Source organism: Alicyclobacillus fastidiosus (genome assembly GCF_026651875.1).
GTDB classification, from domain to species: Bacteria; Bacillota; Bacilli; order Alicyclobacillales; family Alicyclobacillaceae; genus Alicyclobacillus; species Alicyclobacillus fastidiosus.
Genome location: NZ_CP104067.1, coordinates 5355699 through 5373048, shown reverse-complemented (window position 1 = coordinate 5373048; position 17350 = coordinate 5355699). Strand labels below are relative to the sequence as shown.

The 17350-nt window shown below is 57.6% G+C and carries 15 protein-coding genes and 1 riboswitch; of the genes, 14 read left to right on the top strand and 1 reads right to left on the bottom strand.

Annotated features, from left to right (window positions below):
• Positions 1-225: 225 nt before the first annotated feature.
• On the top strand, positions 226-975 hold the full coding sequence (locus NZD89_RS26135) for a nucleotidyltransferase family protein (protein ID WP_268005559.1): 750 nt from the start codon (positions 226-228) through the stop codon (positions 973-975).
• A gap of 75 nt (positions 976-1050) precedes the next feature.
• Positions 1051-2070, top strand: coding sequence for a glycoside hydrolase family 15 protein (locus NZD89_RS26130; RefSeq protein ID WP_268005558.1), 1020 nt, complete (start codon positions 1051-1053; stop codon positions 2068-2070).
• Between the two features lie 109 nt (positions 2071-2179).
• Here the strand turns inward: NZD89_RS26130 and NZD89_RS26125 are convergent, their stop codons facing one another.
• Complete coding sequence (locus tag NZD89_RS26125) at positions 2180-2446, bottom strand: DUF1653 domain-containing protein (RefSeq protein ID WP_268005557.1); 267 nt, start codon at positions 2444-2446, stop codon at positions 2180-2182.
• A 68-nt stretch (positions 2447-2514) separates the two neighbouring features.
• Between NZD89_RS26125 and NZD89_RS26120 the strand changes: the two genes are divergently transcribed.
• The 12 genes from NZD89_RS26120 to purL all read left to right on the top strand — a co-directional run bounded on the left by NZD89_RS26120 (position 2515) and on the right by purL (position 17349).
• A complete protein-coding gene (locus NZD89_RS26120; RefSeq protein WP_268008621.1) occupies positions 2515-3549 on the top strand; it encodes a L,D-transpeptidase in 1035 nt (344 codons plus the stop codon).
• A gap of 75 nt (positions 3550-3624) precedes the next feature.
• On the top strand, positions 3625-3963 hold the full coding sequence (locus NZD89_RS26115) for a L,D-transpeptidase (protein WP_268005556.1): 339 nt from the start codon (positions 3625-3627) through the stop codon (positions 3961-3963).
• A 176-nt stretch (positions 3964-4139) separates the two neighbouring features.
• Complete coding sequence (locus NZD89_RS26110; RefSeq protein ID WP_268005555.1) at positions 4140-5120, top strand: AAA family ATPase; 981 nt, start codon at positions 4140-4142, stop codon at positions 5118-5120.
• Entirely contained in the window at positions 5120-6355 is a 1236-nt protein-coding gene (locus tag NZD89_RS26105; RefSeq protein ID WP_268005554.1) for a DUF58 domain-containing protein, read from the top strand. The genes NZD89_RS26110 and NZD89_RS26105 overlap by 1 nt, the downstream gene beginning before the upstream one ends.
• The gene (locus NZD89_RS26100) at positions 6333-8570 is read left to right on the top strand and encodes a DUF4129 domain-containing transglutaminase family protein (protein ID WP_268005553.1); all 2238 of its coding nucleotides are present in this window, start codon (positions 6333-6335) and stop codon (positions 8568-8570) included. Before NZD89_RS26105 ends, NZD89_RS26100 begins: the two co-directional genes overlap by 23 nt.
• A 2-nt stretch (positions 8571-8572) precedes the next feature.
• A riboswitch (purine riboswitch) is annotated at positions 8573-8674 on the top strand.
• A gap of 239 nt (positions 8675-8913) precedes the next feature.
• Positions 8914-10452, top strand: a complete 1539-nt coding sequence (guaA, locus tag NZD89_RS26095) for a glutamine-hydrolyzing GMP synthase (RefSeq protein ID WP_268005552.1) — start codon at positions 8914-8916, stop codon at positions 10450-10452.
• Between the two features lie 67 nt (positions 10453-10519).
• Positions 10520-11893 carry an NCS2 family permease gene (locus tag NZD89_RS26090; protein WP_268008620.1) on the top strand — a complete coding sequence of 458 codons (1374 nt, stop codon included), beginning with the start codon at positions 10520-10522 and terminating at the stop codon, positions 11891-11893.
• 166 nt (positions 11894-12059) lie between these two features.
• Positions 12060-13352, top strand: coding sequence for an adenylosuccinate lyase (gene purB, locus NZD89_RS26085; protein ID WP_268005551.1), 1293 nt, complete (start codon positions 12060-12062; stop codon positions 13350-13352).
• A 52-nt stretch (positions 13353-13404) separates the two neighbouring features.
• A complete protein-coding gene (gene purC / locus NZD89_RS26080; RefSeq protein ID WP_268005550.1) occupies positions 13405-14118 on the top strand; it encodes a phosphoribosylaminoimidazolesuccinocarboxamide synthase in 714 nt (237 codons plus the stop codon).
• A gap of 45 nt (positions 14119-14163) precedes the next feature.
• Positions 14164-14427: a phosphoribosylformylglycinamidine synthase subunit PurS gene (gene purS / locus NZD89_RS26075; protein ID WP_268005549.1), complete on the top strand. Its 264-nt coding sequence runs from the start codon at positions 14164-14166 to the stop codon at positions 14425-14427.
• Complete coding sequence (gene purQ, locus NZD89_RS26070; RefSeq protein WP_268005548.1) at positions 14424-15128, top strand: phosphoribosylformylglycinamidine synthase subunit PurQ; 705 nt, start codon at positions 14424-14426, stop codon at positions 15126-15128. Before purS ends, purQ begins: the two co-directional genes overlap by 4 nt.
• Positions 15097-17349, top strand: a complete 2253-nt coding sequence (purL, locus tag NZD89_RS26065; protein ID WP_268005547.1) for a phosphoribosylformylglycinamidine synthase subunit PurL — start codon at positions 15097-15099, stop codon at positions 17347-17349. Before purQ ends, purL begins: the two co-directional genes overlap by 32 nt.
• The last annotated feature ends 1 nt before the right edge of the window (position 17350 follow it).

Below are 17350 nucleotides of genomic sequence, written 5' to 3'. Positions count from 1 at the left end.
AGATCTGTGATCGAGCAAACAAATGTATAGTTATGCACGGGTTTTCTGCCCGTGCATTTTTTGCTTGGTCATTTTATTGCTCATAGAGGAGCGTTTTTGCGCAGTTTCCGAAACAATTAAGATTTGTTTTTATGAAAGCGAATACGCATGTCATAGTCCTAATTTTAAGTTTATATACTTGCCACATATCACGATATTTCATGACAAGAAGAAGGGGACATGGACATGAAAGCTGTCATCATGGCGGGGGGAAAGGGAACCCGGTTGCAACCTTTGACAAGGCTACTGCCCAAACCCATGTTGCAACTACTAGATCGTCCCACGCTGGAGTACATCGTGGAGCTACTGGGGAGGCACGACTTTCACGACATTACCATGACAGTCTGCTATATGGCGGATGCCATTCGAAACTACTTCGCTGACGGCAGTGCGTGGGATGTCCACATTCGCTACCAGGATGAACTCGTCCCCTTGGGCACCGCTGGAGGAGTTCGAGCATTACACGCTCATCTCGATGACACATTTATCGTGATGAGTGGCGACGGTTTAACCGATTTTGACCTGTCTGAGGCGATGCGCGCTCATCGTCGCGGTGGGGCGGTAGCCACACTCCTATTAACGCGGGTGGAATGCCCGCTGGGCTACGGCGTCGTCGAGATCGATGTAAATGGCAGAATCACAGGGTTTGTGGAGAAGCCTCAGGCGTTCGAACGCGATAGAACATACCTGGTGAATACTGGAATATATATTCTTGAACCGACGATATTCCAGTGGATCCCAACGGACAGACCGTACGATTTCGGGCGCGAGTTGTTTCCGCTGCTCCTCGAGCTTGGGGTGCCGATGCAGGGGTATGTCGCGTCCGGGTATTGGTCCGACGTGGGGACGCTCCAGCAGTACTACCAAACGCAAATCGATATGCTCAACGGCCGCGTCAAGGTAAACCTCCCCGTGGAAGTGGCGAGTGCACGATAACGGATAAAGGCCCAACTTAATCACACCCTCCGGGCTCCCTCTCTAGACTGTGTAGGGAGAGGAGGGTGTTTTTACATGCGGGACCAAGTGCAGCAAGTTCTAGATACATTGCGGCAGGCAAATGGCCTTTACGTAGCAAGCCCTTCAAACACGTACCACTATGTTTGGGTTCGAGACAGCTGTTATATCGCGTTGTCCGAACTGGAACGGGACAACGGGAGATTCGAAAGCACCTATCACAGCTTGCTCGACATCTTCCGCAAGTACATGTGGAAGTTGGAATACCACGCACAGCATCGCCCGCGAGAGGCGTTCGAGTACATCCATCCGCGTTATAGCGCAAACTCGCTGGAGGAAGTCTCTCAACCGTGGGGGAACGCGCAAAACGACGCCATCGGAGCGTTTCTCTTCGGCGTGGGCGAAGGCTTACGACGCAAGAAGAACATGTTGCGTGACAAGGAAGACAGGCGGGTCATCTCGCTGCTCGTCCGCTATCTGACGACGCTCGAATACTGGCACGACGCCGACAACGGCATTTGGGAAGAGAATCGGGAGGTTCATGTGAGCAGCATCGGTGCGTGTATCGCAGGACTGTTGGCCGTTCGCCCGTTCGTCGACGTGCCATGGGAAGCCATGAAGCAGGGCCTGTGCTCGCTCTATTGCACAATCCCTCGCGAAAGCGATTCCAAGGATGTAGATCTGGCGCTGCTCAGTCTGATTTATCCGTATCGCCTACTGCCGGCTGGACTGTCGGAAGTGATTGTCGAACGAGTCGAGGCGGCGCTCTTGCGAACGCACGGCGTCATTCGCTATCCGGGAGACAAGTATTACAGTGAGGATGGACGAGAGGCCGAGTGGTGTATGGGCTTATCCTGGCTGGGCATTTGTCACGCGCTCCTTGGGCGCCACGACAAGGCGGCGCTGTATCTGAAGCGCTCACAGGAGGTGACCACAAAGGCGCACGAGATTCCCGAACTCTATCGGCCTGTGAGTAAAACGCCGAACGAGAATACACCGCTTGGCTGGTCACACGCGATGTGGTTGATCCTGTACGACATGCTACATCGAGACGGACAGACGTCCTCCATAGACTGACTTGCACGTCCATCCAACTCTGTAACCTGCTCACCGAGAAAGGGGGTGCCGCCCCGGGATGTGGGTCTCACGTACAAGGCGTTACACGACTCGCAGAGGGTGCACGTTTCTATTCCTCAATGGCCTGAAACCTAGGAATGCGCTTGCCATCGACTTCGACCGTTTCGAAAAACATGTCGTAGGGGCGAATCCACATGTCGCCGGCGCTGGTCGAATAGATGACGAACCATTCCTCGGTTTCGCTATGTCGACCGATGGAGTGGAACGTGTACAGGCCTCCTTTGTAGTGCAAAAACCGTTGGCCAGGTCGAACACTTTGCAATCTGTGTTCAGGTGTCATCAGCTCACCGACCTTTCTGAAATCGATTTGTAACATTGACGTGCGGCACTTCGTCGAATACGGTAGAAGAAGTTCTCGTTTGTCCTTAAGGATAGTGATACTTGATGCCAGTGTACACGAAGTGTTGTCTGCGATGGTTTACCCTCGTTCTCGCCTGCTGTTTTGCACTCACGGGATGTTCCCCGACGAAGAGACAACCTACCCCACAGCTCGAATACGACGGCGTCGTGACCAGCAACGCCGCCAAAGGTGTGGAAATCTCCTTTAACCACCCTGTGGCGAGCGTAACTTGGGTGTGGAATGGAAAGACGCACCAAACGCTTGTCCGAAAGCCTTCAAACAAAGTTTGGATTCCCGCATCGCTGCCACAAGGTACAGCCTATCACATCGTGTTGCGACGCGCGCAGGGTCCTGGGACGAATCCTTGGACCAAGACGGCCGCCGTGGACGGCGAGACGGCGCCGCCCCTGACCGTGACGACGAATCCGGGGATCTGGCAGTTCAATGTCCCCGCAGACGGCCCGTTTACGTTTACGTTCAGTGCCCCGATAGCCAATCAGGCGCAGTTGTTGCAAGACCTTCACTTTTCGCCGCCAGTGGCCGGACAACTCGATTGGACGAGCGATACGACCGCACAGTTCATCCCCGCCAAGGCGTTGTCGCAAGCTGAGACTGTCCATATGACGATCGACGGCGGCATTGCCGGCCCCATGAGTACGCGTGGCCAGTACCTAGCGAACGCGACGATTGAGCGGCCGTTTATCGTCGCAAGTGATGAGCGCATTGTCGTGACCGAGACGCTGCCGGAGAGGTTGACGCTATACCGCAATGGGAAACCGATTTTGACCTCTTTGTGCAATACCGGTGTCACTGGTGCTGCGACGCAGCCTGGGCAGTACTACATTCATTCGATGGTGCCGTCTGCGACGATGAGCGGGGTCGATCCCGATGGGGAAACCTATCACATCCCCAACGTGCCGTGGGTGATGGATTTGGTCGGCAACACGGCCATTCACGGATATCCACGCGCGTCGTATGGATATCCCCAAAGCAATGGATGCGTCGAACTGCCGATCGAGACGGCTGAGAAACTTTATCAGCTGGTGCAGATTGGAACGTCCGTGGTCATTGAAAAATAAGTCACTCCGCTGTATCCAACTGCCACCCCGCCGCGTATACATGGGTACGCGCATGCAGTTTTGGGGGGCAGCAGAGTGGCGAACTATCGGATCATCGTGGATTTATCGCAGAGAAAATTGCATCTCTTAAACGGCAACACTGTCGTTAAAAGCTACCCAATTGGCATCGGCAGGATCCTCACCAAGACGCCTGTTGGCGAATACACCATTGTCAATCGCGAAAAGGACCCTGGGGGTCCCTTTGGAGCGTATTGGCTCGGTCTGTCACGCCCCCACTACGGAATTCACGGTACGAACAATCCGGCGAGCATCGGCAAGCGCGTCTCGCACGGCTGTATCAGGATGTATAACCGGGATGTGATGGATTTGCAATCGCGAGTGACCATCGGCACCCGCGTCACCATCCGACAGTAGAGGGCCGTTTGAACGGATTCCCTCTTGGCTCGTCTTCTTCCATAGCCTGTAAACCCGCAATTTGATAGGATAGAGATACATACGGGGTGTTTTGTCACAATTTTGGTGTATCTGTCGTCGATTTCGACGAATGTCCAGGTTGTGAAGCACTATCATGTCGGATAGGGGTCGAAAGTGTGACAGAGATTGCGACGAATATTCAATTTGACCGTTGGCACCCGCAAGTGAAACCGGTTGTTCAAAACATTCAAAAGGTTATCGTCGGCAAGGATGACGTCATTCGACTCGTTCTGACAGCACTTCTGGCTGGTGGCCACTGTCTCATCGAAGACGTGCCCGGCGTGGGGAAGACCATGTTGGTTCGGGCGACCGCCAAGACCCTCGGATGTCATTTTCGTCGGATTCAGTTTACGCCCGATTTATTGCCGTCTGATGTCACAGGCGTATCAATTTACAATCAGAAAACACAATCGTTTGAGTTTCGCCACGGTCCAATTTTTGGACAAGTCGTACTGGCCGATGAGATCAACCGCACGTCGCCGAAGACGCAATCGGCCCTCCTGCAGGCGCTCGAGGAACAGGCTGTGACCGCCGACGGAGAGACGTACGATCTACCGGCACCGTTTTTCGTCCTCGCCACGGAGAATCCCATCGAATTCGAAGGTACATTTCCGCTCCCAGAGGCTCAATTAGACCGGTTTCTGTTGAAGTTTCAGATGGGGTATCCGAGTGCAGAGGAGGAATTGCACATTCTCCAAGGACAGCAGAAGCAGCACCCCATCGATGAAATCGACGCGGTCATTGAGCCGAAGACCATCGCAGAGTGGCGCCGACAGGTGCGCGACATCCGCGTAGACGAAGAAATTCAAAAATACGTCGTCGAACTCGTCCAGCGGACGCGGGATCACGTGGATGTCTATCTCGGAGCCAGCCCGCGCGCGAGCTTGTCGCTGTTTCGCGCGGCGCAGGCGTTAGCATTCCTCGCGAACCGGGGTTATGTGATCCCTGATGACGTGCGTTTCTTGGCGCCATACGTACTCGGCCACCGACTGTTGTTGACCGCCGACGCCCGGCTGTCAGGCCTCGGTGTGCACGCAGTCGTTCAGCAGTTGCTCGACTCGGTACCTGTCCCGGCTGCCCAAGGAGCAGTCCGCTAATGCGGTTGCGAGTCGGACTCACGGCTGTCATCACGGGCCTCTTGATGGCGGGCCTGTTTCTCTTCGGAATGGTGACAGGGGGCTTTTTTGCCTGGTTTCTCTTCTACTTTAGCCTCGTCGTCGCCATGTACGAGTGGGCGACCCTGTTCGCTTCGTTCCGGCGCATGCGCGTACAGCGGCAGCTGTCGTCGCACCGGTTGACAGCCGGCCAGAATTTGAGCGTTCGGGTCTCCATTGTGCACAAATCCGCCTGGCCCCTGTTTTGGGTGCGGATTCACGAAGGGCTGCCGGCGAGGTGGCTATTTCAAACTTCAGGCTTGGATAGAATCCACGTTCCTTTGTGGCGAAGGAATATTCAGTATACATACACCGTTCGAGGCCTGCCTCGCGGCGTGTATCAAATCGGGGATACGATGGTGGAGACGGGAGACCTTCTCGGGTTTGTCCGCGTCGGCCGCAAATTTGAGCACAGCGCGCGCGTGGTCGTCTACCCTAAGGTGGTCCCAGTTCGCGGGTGGTCCGGACACGCGCCGGACGAATACGGTGAGCGCCAGCCGACAAATCGCAGAAGTGAAGAGTCGAGCAACGTCATTGGCGTGCGGGAATTCGTACCAGGGGACAGGATCAGTCGAATTCACTGGCCGATGACAGCCAGGCGGGGGTCACTCTTGGCCAAGGAATTTGAACTCCATGTGACGTCGGAGTTCAAATTTATTCCGGACAATACTGCGACCTCGTACGCGTCGGAGGGGCAGGCGGCGAAGTTCGATTTGGCCATGTCCATCACGGCGTCGCTTATGCGTTACGCCTACGACAACCGCCGCAAGTTTGGCATGGTGGTACCGGTGCAACCGCACTTGTCCTTCCCGACGGGGCTCGACTCCGCCGTGTTAAACCGGTGTATGGAGTCACTCGCCGCGATGCTGCCGAACAGTTCGCGCGACGTCGTGTCCTTTCTCCGCCGCATCAGTGATGAATCGACGCGCGGAACGGTCTTTGTGGTGATCTCGCCGCGGCTCGACAAGGATATGGCGGTGGCCTTGTCCTATCTGAAGCGCCAGGGGAGCGTCCAGCTGTTCGTCCCTCTGACCCGGGATAGGTTGACCGAGGAGGAGCACGTCGGCTACGAGCGGATGTTGGCGTCTGGCGCGCAGGTGTATCTCATTCGCAACGTGGATCAACTGTCTTTCCTGCGCAGAGGAGGTGCGCCCGGTGCGTCGATTTCGTCACACTAAAGTTTTGGAGCGAGGCGCCCACGCGCTGATTTGTGCAGTGTGGCTCTTCAGTTTCTTCCCACCCCTTTCACAGCTCGGGCTCATCAGCGGCCCGACGACGTTTATCCTCCCGTTTCTCGTACTCGCCCTTAGCATGGCGTTCCGGTGGTGGTGGATACGCGGTTTGGGAGCGCTCGTGGCGGCCTATGGCTATGTCGCCTACTACTGGCGCCCGGGCCACACGTCGTTCGCCTTTTCGGTCGTACACATGCCCGGTATCCTGCTGCGCCAAGTGGTGACGTCGTTTGCGGGGCTCTCGTTAGCCGACCCGCTCCAGACATTCCTGTTCGTCTGTTGCGTGGCAATCGTGTACTGGATCGTCGCCTATGCGAGCTATCGATCCCGCCTCTGGATGTTCTATAACGTCCTCGCCATCGTCGTGCTGGCTGTCGTCGACGGGAATACGCCAGTGCACCCAAGCGGTGAACTCGTGGTCGTCGTTGCGCTCTTCCTCGTCGTGTTGGGTCTCAATCAGTTGCAACGCGTGAGCTTTTTCGCGGCCGCTGGTTCGAAACCAGGGATTCGCTTTTACCCAGCAGTCCTCGCGCTAGTGGCTATCGGTCTCTTGGTCGGCTACGCCACGCCCAAAGAGCCGCCCCTGTGGCCCAATCCGTTAGGCAAAGGTCCGGATGGTGGCGGTGGTGGTGGAGGCATCCAGACCATCGGCTATCAGTTGGACAACAGCCATCTGGGTGGCTCGTTCGTGGCCAGCGACGAACAGGTCTTGAGTGTGACCAGCCCTTACCCGACGTATCTGCGCGGGCAGACGCTGTCGACGTATACGGGCAAGGGCTGGACATCGGCGCAGCTCACCGACGCGCAGATGTCGCAGCAGACCGTGGGGCAGAAAATCTCCAGCGTAGGCGCCTACACTTACCACAACCTGCCGTCGGTTGCGTTCAACCAGACCATCACGGTCGATTCGGACAGTGTCAACACGTCAGATTTGCTCGGCGGCTACAGAGTGGACAACGTACTGAAACTGCCAGGTACCTATCAGAACCACTTTGCCATCGATACCGCCCAGGGGAACATCCAGGCGCCGAATTTGCAACAGGGCGAGTCATACGAGGTCGAGACGGAAGAACTGCAAGATCCCTACGCCGTTTTGATGAAGGACGACACGCCAGTCTCCGGCGTGGAGGCGAAAGTGCCAAGCGACGTCGCGCAGAACGACTTGCAGTTGCCCTCGGAACTGCCCCAAGACGTCGGCGCACTTGCGCGGCACATCGTCGAAGAAAGTGGCGCGAAGACCGAATACGCAGCGGTCATGGCCATCATCCAGTACCTGCAGGCCAATTACACGTATCAAACCACCGATGTACCGGTTCCTGGCAAGCGTCAGGATTATGTGGAACAGTTTCTCTTTGAGAGCAAAGTTGGCTACTGCAACAACTTCTCCTCAGCGACGGCGGTGATGCTGCGCACGCTCGGCGTACCCACGCGGTGGGTGACAGGGTTTGCGGCCGGGTCTCAGGATTTTAGCGACGCGTCCAGCACCAACAAGTACATCATCACCAACGACGATGCGCACTCCTGGGTCGAAGTCTATTTTCCAGACTACGGCTGGATTCCGTTTGATCCGACGCCGAACTTTCAAATGCCCTTTGCGGCCCCAAAGGAGACCGCGTCGACCCCCCCATCTTCGCCGAGCGCGTCGACGCCACCGAAGGCACAGCCCCCGGCGCGGCAACCGACTCCGCAGCCGGCCGGAGCGCAGGGCGGGGGTAGCACGACGAGGTTCTGGTCCGACTCGCGGATGGTACACGCCGCGCTGTGGGGCCTCTGTGGATGTCTCCTGGCGGCCGCGGTTGTGCTCTTTGCGTCGCGGACGAAGTGGATGCTGTACCGTTTGGAGCGACAGTGGCAAATCGAGCCGAGACGCGCGTTTGCACGCGCTTATGGCCTGTTGTGGCGCAGGCTTCGGCGGCAGTACCGAATCGACCGCGCGGCGACGCTTCGCGAGTTGTGGCCGTTCGCAAGCCACGTCGGCATCGCGCAGGCGGAGTACACGGCGTGGGTGCAGGCGGCGGAACGCGTCTTGTATGGCGGCGAACCACTCAGTGGCGAAGACGCGGCGGCGATGCGCCAGTCGACAATGAATTGGCTGCGGCTACTGTATCAGTCAAAAAGACGACACAATTCTCCAATTGACGACATAGACCCGACTCGGTAGAATGAGTGGCGTAATTGGAGACTCGTATAATGCTGGGGATATGGCCTAGCAGTCTCTACCGGGCGACCGCAAATTGCCTGACTACGAGGTCGGTTTCTTTTCGATTGTGCCAAGCTGCGTCCTGCGCTCGGTAGCTTCTTTATTTTCTGCTGCCCGCGCTCGCTTCTTGTCAAAGGCCGACCTTCGTATCTGTTTTTCCATTGCTAGGGAAACCTATGTTTGGGGAACCCTAATGGGGCAGAGCGCGAAGGCGGCCTTTTTTGTGCAGTTGAACCTTACAACCAACCTCAAGGGAGTCGGAGGCGCTTCGTTTCGGCTTCCAAATAGAAAGGGAAGTGCAACTATGTCAGACCATGAAGTCGTCGTCGTCCTGGACTTTGGAGGGCAATACAATCAGCTCATCGCGCGAAGGATCCGCGAACTGAATGTGTACTCTGAACTCCTCCCGCACGACGTATTGGCAAGCGATCTTCGCCAAAAACGCCTGAAGGGAATCATCTTTTCCGGTGGTCCGAAGAGCGTGTTTGAAGAAGGTGCACCCATGGTCGATCCGGCCGTGTTCAACCTCGGCGTCCCCATTCTCGGCATCTGTTACGGCATGCAGCTCATCGCCCGCACGTTCAATGCGGACGTCGCGCGCGGGGCCGTTCGCGAGTACGGACGAGCCGACCTGGAAGTCCAACCGGGCGCTTGTAAGTTGTTCGCTGGACAGCCATCAGAGCAGCCTGTGTGGATGAGTCACAGCGACGTCGTCACACACGTACCGGAGGGTTTCCAGTTGGACGCCCGCACGACGACCGGTACTGTTTCCGCTATGAGCGCGCCGGACAAGGGCGTATTCGCCGTTCAGTACCATCCCGAAGTGCACCACAGCGCGTATGGAATGGACCAGCTCAGGCAGTTCGTATTCGACGTGTGCGGTTGCCAGGCGGATTGGACGATGCAGAATCTCATCGAGGAATCCGTGGTGAACATTCGCCAGAAGGTCGGCGACAAACGCGTGTTGTGCGCACTGTCCGGAGGGGTTGATTCGTCCGTCGCAGCTGCCCTCGTGCACCGGGCGATTGGGCATCAGTTGACCGCGGTGTTTGTCGATCACGGCCTGCTTCGCAAAGGCGAGTCAGACGGCGTGATGGAAAACCTCGGAGGACAACTCGGTATCGACGTGGTGCGTGTGGACGCGTCGGATCGATTCCTCGGAAAGCTCGCGGGCGTCTCAGATCCGGAGCGCAAGCGCAAGATCATCGGCGAAGAGTTCATTCGCGTGTTCGAAGCTGAATCTGAGCGGTTAGGGCCGTTCGAGTATCTCGTGCAAGGGACGCTGTACACGGACATCGTGGAGAGCGGGACGAAGACCGCTGCGACCATCAAGTCGCACCACAACGTCGGCGGGCTCCCAGAGGACGTGCAGTTTGAGATCATCGAGCCGCTCAAGGAACTGTTTAAGGATGAAGTGCGACGGCTCGGCGAAGAATTGGGGCTGCCTAGTGACCTGGTTTGGCGTCAACCGTTCCCGGGACCTGGCCTGGCCATTCGCGTCATGGGGGAAATTTCGGAGGATAAGCTCGCCATCGTCCGCGAATCCGACGCCATTTTGCGCGAAGAGATCGCGAAAGCGGAACTTGACCGGGAAATTTGGCAATACTTTACCGTGTTGACGAGTAACCAAACGGTCGGCGTGATGGGCGACGAGCGGACCTATGCGTTTACGCTTGCCATTCGTGCGGTCGTGTCGCAGGAGGGCATGACGGCGGATTTTGCACATATTCCCTGGGATGTACTCGCACGTATCTCCACTCGCATCGTCAACGAAGTAGATGGGATAAACCGTGTGGTCTACGACGTGACCTCGAAGCCGCCTGCTACGATTGAGTGGGAGTAAGCTTCGGATTCGATGAGGAGGCGGTTTCTTGTCTATAAATACAGATCAAATTCAAGAACATGGGGTTTTGGGGCGTTTATTCCGCCTTCGGGCGAACAATACGACCGTCGGTCGTGAAATCGTGGCGGGCATCACGACGTTCATGGCGATGGCGTACATCATCTTTTTGAACCCAAGCATCTTGGCGGGGACCGGTATGGATGAGAAGGCCGTCTTCTTTGCGACGTGCGTCGGTGCTGGACTGGTCACGCTCTTGATGGGTCTGTTCGTCAATTATCCTATCGCCTTGGCGCCGGGCATGGGCCTAAACGCCTATTTTGCGGTCATTGCCGCACAAAACGGCCACGGTCCTGGACACATGCCTTGGCAGGATGCACTGGGTGCCGTATTCATCTCAGGTATCGTCTTTATCATTCTAACTATCACACGAATTCGCCAATTGCTCGTCGTCGCGGTGCCGGACTCTTTGAAGGCCGCCATTACCGTGGGCATTGGCTTGTTCATCACGATGATCGGGTTCAAAGATGGAGATCTCATCTCCATGTCGTTCACTGGCGCCACGTCGACCACCTACAAGCCGGGCGGCATCATCGACAACTTCAGCTGGCAGCCCAACCTCGGCTCGCTGCACAGCCCGGAAACTGACCTGACCCTCATTGGCGTGTTGCTGATCGGCGTGTTGATGGCACTGCGCATTCCTGGTGCGATGATCATCGGCATCATCGTCACCACCATCATCGGCATTCCCATGGGCGTGACCAGCTTGTCTGGTCTGCACGGTTCTTGGTTGCCGAACTTCAGCCATCTCGAAGTGGGTTCCTTGAGCCTGACGGGCATTTGGCACTACGGTCTGGTGAGCGCTCTGTTCACGTTCACCTTTGTCGAGATGTTCGACACCTTTGGAACGCTCGTCGGTACGGCGAGCAAAGCCGGTCTGCTCGAGGGTGACACGGGACACAAACGCCTAGGGCGGGCGATGCTCGTGGACGCGTTCGGCGTCAGTATCGGTGCACTGCTGGGTACGAGTACCATCACCGCGTTCGTCGAGAGCGGTTCTGGCGTGGCAGCTGGTGGTCGCACAGGGTTGACCGCAGTGACTACGGGTATCCTCTTCTGGATTGCGTTGATTCTCGCGCCACTCGCGCTCGTGATTCCAGATCAGGCGACTGCACCTGCGCTGATCATCGTCGGCGTGCTGATGATGAGCGCCGTGCGCAACATCGAATGGGACAGCATCGGCATTGCGTTGCCGGCCTTCTTGACCATCATTGCGATGCCGCTCACCTACAGCATCAGCAACGGTATCGCGGTCGGGTTTGCCGCGTTTGTCATCATCAACTTGATCCAATTGATCTTCCGTCGCGAACACGTCAAGATTCACTGGCTCATGTACATCATCGTCATCCTCGCCATCTGGCGGTACGTTTTCTACGTCAGTTGAGGATGGCGGAAAATCGGCGTTTTGCGTGCCACATCGCAGGGCGCCGATTCTTTTTCGCTCGAACCGGGCAAAAACCCGAACAATTTTACTTGGATTTATTTTAATGTTCGGGTCGGAGCTCGTTCGTGTTACGATAAGAGGGAAGAAATGAAGAGGGGGACCAACCTTGATCGATCGCTACAGTCGACCTGAGATGGCACGTTTATGGACGCTCGAAGCCCGTATGAAATGGTGGCTCGAAGTTGAAATTCTGGCGGTGGAGGCCTGGGCTGAGCTGGGCGTCATCCCGAGTGAGGACGCCAAGAAAATTCGTCAGAATGCCAAGTTCGACGTCGACCGGGTGCTCGAAATCGAGCAGGAGACGCGCCATGACGTCGTCGCCTTCACCCGCGCCGTTTCCGAGTCACTCGGTGAAGAGAAAAAGTGGGTTCACTACGGGTTGACGTCGACGGACGTCGTCGATACCGCGCTTTGTGCGCAGATGTTGGAGCCCATCGCACTGATTAGAGGCGACATCGAGACGATGCTCGGCACGCTCAAGTCGCTCGCCAAGGCGCACAAGGACACGGTGATGATGGGGCGTACGCACGGCGTACACGCTGAGCCTACGACGTTTGGGCTGAAGGTGGCCCTCTGGTACGCGGAACTCACGCGTGACCTCGAGCGGTTTGATGCAGCTTGTGAGCGCATCCGGTACGGCAAGATCTCTGGTGCAGTCGGAACCTACGCGAATGTCGACCCGCGCATCGAGGCGCTCGTCTGCGAACGCCTCGGCCTGAAGCCAGCGCCAATCAGTACGCAGACGCTGCAGCGGGATCGACATGCGGAGTTCATGTTCACTCTGTCACTTATCGGCACGACGCTCGACAAAATCGCAACGGAGATCCGCAGCCTGCAGAAATCGGAAGTTCGCGAGCTCGAGGAACCGTTCTACAAGGGCCAAAAGGGCTCGTCGGCGATGCCGCACAAGCGCAACCCAGTGTCCTGTGAACAGATTTCCGGTCTCGCGCGCATCCTGCGCGGGTATGTCGTCCCGGCGCTCGAGGACGTCGTGCTGTGGCACGAACGGGACATCAGTCACTCGTCGGTCGAGCGCGTCATCTTGCCGGATGCCACCATCCTCGTCGATTACCTGTTGAACCGGATGAATCGCATTTTGAAAGACCTTCACGTGTACCCGGAAAACATGCGGCGCAACATGGACCGCACGCACGGGCTCGTCTTTTCGCAACGCGTGCTCACCTCGCTCATCGACAAAGGCCTGTCCCGCGAGTTGGCCTATGACACGGTGCAGCCACTGGCGATGCAAGCTTGGGAGCAAGGCACGTCGTTCAAGGAGCTCGTGTCGCAATCGGAGACCGTCAAGTCGTACCTGTCGGACGCGGAGATAGACGACTGCTTCGACCCGAGCTGGCACACGAAACACGTCGACACCATCTTCGAGCGCCTCGGCCTGTAATTGCTGCGGAACAAGTCACAGGTAGCTGCCCAATGAAAAGGAGCGATAAACCATGACCGTCGACACGCTGCTGTATGAAGGAAAGGCAAAGAAAGTGTACGCCACGGACGACGCAGAAGTCGTGAAAGTGAGTTATAAGGATGACGCCACGGCATTCAATGGCGTGAAGCGCGGACAAATCGCCGGCAAAGGCGCAGTCAACAACCAGATGAGCAATCTATTGTTTACCTACCTCGAGGCGAACGGCGTGAACACACACCTCGTCGAGCAGCTCTCGGAGCGCGAGACGCTCGTCAAGAAGGTGCAAATCGTCCCCATCGAGGTCGTCGTGCGCAACATCGCCGCGGGCACCTTTTCCAAGCGGCTTGGCGTGATGGAGGGCGTGGATCTGCCACATCCAATCGTCGAGTTCTACTTGAAGAACGACGAGCTCGGGGACCCGCTCATCACCGACGACCACGCGCTGGTTTTAGGGCTTGCTACAAGTTCCGAGCTGGCGGCGCTTCGGGAACAGGCGCTGACCGTCAACCGGCTTCTGCAGGCGAAGTTTGCAGCGTGCCAGCTGATTTTGGTGGACTTTAAGCTCGAATTCGGCAAGCAGAGCGACGGGGCTATCGTCCTGGCCGACGAAATTTCGCCGGACACCTGCCGCCTCTGGGACAGCGAAACGCGCAAAAAGTTGGATAAGGACAGATTCCGACAGGATTTAGGGGACGTGGAGGACGCCTACCAAGAGGTGTTCGCTCGACTCACGGCCATCTCTTAATTTGCTGCCGAATACTGCACGCACATTGTGAAAGGGGTCGTCAACGTGAAGACGTACGAAGTGGAAGTTCGCATCTGGCTCAAACCATCTGTATTTGATCCCCAGGGGCACGCTGTGGAACAAGCTCTCCACACGCTCGGTTACAGTGAGGCAAGTGAATTGCGCGTCGGCAAATACATGCATTTGACCGTGCAAGGGGAGTCCGAGCAGCAAGCGAAGACGCGGGTTGAGGAGATGTGTGAACGCGTCTTATCGAATCCAGTTATGGAGACGTACGCCTACACCTTGAAGGAGGTTGCCCTCTCATGAAGTGGGCTGTGATTGTCTTTCCGGGATCGAATTGCGATCGCGACGCAGCCGCGGCCATCCGCGACGTCACGGGCGATCAAGCCGACCTCGTCTGGCACGACCAAAGCGATTTGTCGCGTTACGACGCCATCGTCTTACCGGGTGGCTTCTCATATGGAGATTACTTGCGCAGTGGCGCCATCGCGAGGTTTTCACCCGCGGTCGAGGCCGTGAAACGGGAGGCGGAGCGCGGGAAACTGGTCCTTGGCATCTGCAATGGATTCCAGGTGCTCACAGAGTCCCACCTGTTGCCCGGCGCACTGCTTCGCAACGACAATCTGCAATTTCGATGTGAGATGACAGAGCTGGTCGTCGCCAATAACCAGAGCCCATTTACGTCCGGCTATCAGCTCGGGGAGCGGATTCGCGTGCCGATTGCGCACGGCGAGGGCCGGTATGTGGCCGATGGCGATTTGGTGAGTGCCCTCGAGTCGTCCAATCGCGTGGCGTTCACGTATCCACACAACCCCAACGGCTCATTGCACGATATCGCAGGGATTTTGAACGACAAGGGCAATGTCCTTGGCCTGATGCCACACCCGGAACGAGCAGTCACGGAGTGGATGGATTCTTTGGACGGACGCCGGATGTTTTTGTCGATGCACCGCTACATGAAGGAGGCAGGCGGACTTGTTGGAGCTAACGGCAACGCAAATTCGTGACGAGAAGATCTATCGCAGCTTGGGATTGACGGACGCGGAATACGACCAAGTCATCGCCAAGCTCGGTCGCCTACCAAACTATGTGGAGGCGGGCATTTTCGGCGTGCTCTGGTCGGAGCACTGCAGTTACAAAAGCTCGAAGGCGCATTTGCGCAAGTTCCCGACGACCGGTCCTCAAGTGTTGCAGGGGCCTGGCGAAAACGCAGGCGTCGTCGACATCGGAGACGGCTTGGCCGTCGCCTTTAAGATGGAGAGCCACAATCACCCGTCCGCGGTCGAACCCTTTCAGGGCGCTGCGACAGGGGTCGGGGGTATCCTGCGCGATATCTTCACGATGGGCGCGCGACCGATTGCATTCCTCAACAGTTTGCGTTTTGGGCCGCTTGACGATGCGCGGACACGCTATCTGTTTGAGCAGGTGGTCGCCGGCATCGGCGGGTACGGAAACTGCGTCGGCATCCCCACCGTGGCGGGCGAGGTGCAATTCAGTCCGACGTATCACGGCAATCCGCTCGTCAACGCGATGTGTGTAGGGTTGTTGCAAAGTGACCAGATTGTGACCGGTACGGCGACAGGCGTAGGCAATCCAGTGTTTGTCGTCGGTGCCCGCACAGGTCGCGACGGCATTCATGGGGCGACCTTTGCATCCGCGGAGGATCCGCATGAAAAGGAGCGTTCGGCCGTTCAAGTGGGGGATCCCTTCCTTGGCAAGCTGTTGATGGAAGCCTGCCTAGAACTGATCGCATCCGGTGCGGTCGTCGGCATTCAGGATATGGGCGCCGCCGGGTTGACGTCCTCTTCTGCGGAGATGGCCAGCCGTGCGGGTGGCGGTATCGAGATGGTACTCGACGATGTACCTGTTCGGGAAACCGAGATGACCCCGTACGAAATGATGTTGTCCGAGTCGCAGGAGCGCATGCTCGTCGTCCTGGAGCGGGGCCGCGAAGAAGTCGCATTCGAAATCTTCCGTCGTTATGGGCTGGAAGTGGCAAACGTTGGCCGCGTGACCGACGACGGTCGACTGCGGTTGCTGTTCAAGGGTGAGGTAGTGGCCGACATGCCCGTCGCCGCGCTGGTCGACGAGGCACCCGTCTACGAGCGCGAGGCTGCACCATGGAGTCCGGTGGTGGCCCATTCGATTCCGACCGACCTCGCGATTGCAGAGGCGTGGATGAAACTGCTCGCGCATCCGAGTGTGGCGGATAAGCGCTGGGTGTATCGCCAGTACGACACGTCCGTACGCGCTTCGACGGTCTTGGGCCCTGGTCACGATGCGGCCTTGGTCAAGGTTCCAGGCGTCGACAAGGCAGTTGCGATGGCGACCGACGGAAACAGCCGCTACGTCTACCTCAACCCGCGGCGCGGTGGTCAAATCGCCGTGGCGGAAGCGGTGCGAAACTTGGCTACGGTCGGTGCGAAACCACTTGCCATCACCAATTGTCTGAACTTCGGAAACCCTGAGAAGCCAGAGATCATGCGCCAGCTCTCCGACGCCATCGAAGGCATGGCACAAGCGTGCGAAGCACTAGGCACGCCGGTCGTCAGTGGGAACGTGAGCCTGTACAACGAGACGCGCGGCGTCGACATCCAGCCGACACCGGTCGTAGGAGCTATCGGCGTTCTCGACGGCATTGGCCACCGCGTGCCGAGTGCGCCGAAAGTGGCGGGCGAACACACGTCCCTCTGGCTGCTCGGCCGGGAGGACGAGTCCCTCGACGGTACGTTGTACGGCGAGCTGGTTTGCGACGGCCCGGCCGGCGACGCACCGTATCTCAACCTCGACGAAGAAGCGCGATTGCATCAGTTGCTGCAACAGCTGTCTTCGCAGTCGTTGTTGGAAGCTGCTCACGACGTCAGTGAGGGTGGCATCGCTGTGACCCTGGCTGAAATCTGTATCGGCAGTGGGCGTGGGACGGAGCTGTCGCTGCCAGCGGACGTCCATGCACACGGTTGGCTGTTCTCGGAAGCACAGGGGCGCGTCATCGTCGCCGTGCAGGCGGCCAACGAACAAGCCGTGCAGCGTTTGGCAGCTGCGGCGTTCGTGCCCGCGAAGCGAATCGGCGTGCTCGAGGGGGCAGAGATTCGCGTGCGCCAGAGCGGCAAAACACTTGCGACGATGTCTCTTCAAGCGCTCACGGCGGCGTACGAAGAGGCGATTCCTTCTTTCTTCAACACGCTTCAACCCACCGCCACCATCACCAAGCAGTCGTCTGGGCAGTAAT